Below are 519 nucleotides of genomic sequence, written 5' to 3' on the forward strand. Positions count from 1 at the left end.
TGGGTATGAGGATCCATTGGAGGGGTTTTGGGTGTATGAGCAGATTCTTCCTAAGGCCCAGCTCTATAGTAATGGACAGGTGCAGGATACAGATCTGGACGCTGCCTATGAGAATAGACAGGTCTTTACGACCCCCACTCATGAAGTCTCTATTGAATTGCGTGATGATGCGGGTACGGTGGTTGGTCCCTCCGATTCTGTACAGATCTACTACGCTCGTGGTAATACTGCGCCGGAGATTGGCGAAAACGCCTATGATGAACCCTTTTCTATTTCCGGCAGTGACACCATTCGTGCCATCGCCGAAAGTGATGCCTTTGACGGTCTTGTAGAAGCCTACTGGGTGTATGAACAGAATCTGCCCGAAGCACGTCTTGAGGCCGACCCTGCCGAACCCTACGATGGCGTATATACCTATGACACCCCCTCTATGAATGTCACCCTGACCACCAATGAGGGAAATACCATCTACTACACCACCGACGGAAGTGAGCCCACCTCCTCATCTACTTCACTTTC

1 protein-coding gene is annotated in these 519 nt (G+C 50.9%); it reads left to right on the forward strand.

The features are described 5' to 3' along the window. A partial coding sequence (locus CALK_RS11725; protein WP_034638443.1) for an FN3 associated domain-containing protein occupies positions 1 to 519 on the forward strand: 519 nt, incomplete at both ends.

This window comes from Chitinivibrio alkaliphilus ACht1 (assembly GCF_000474745.1).
GTDB lineage: Bacteria > Fibrobacterota > Chitinivibrionia > Chitinivibrionales > Chitinivibrionaceae > Chitinivibrio > Chitinivibrio alkaliphilus.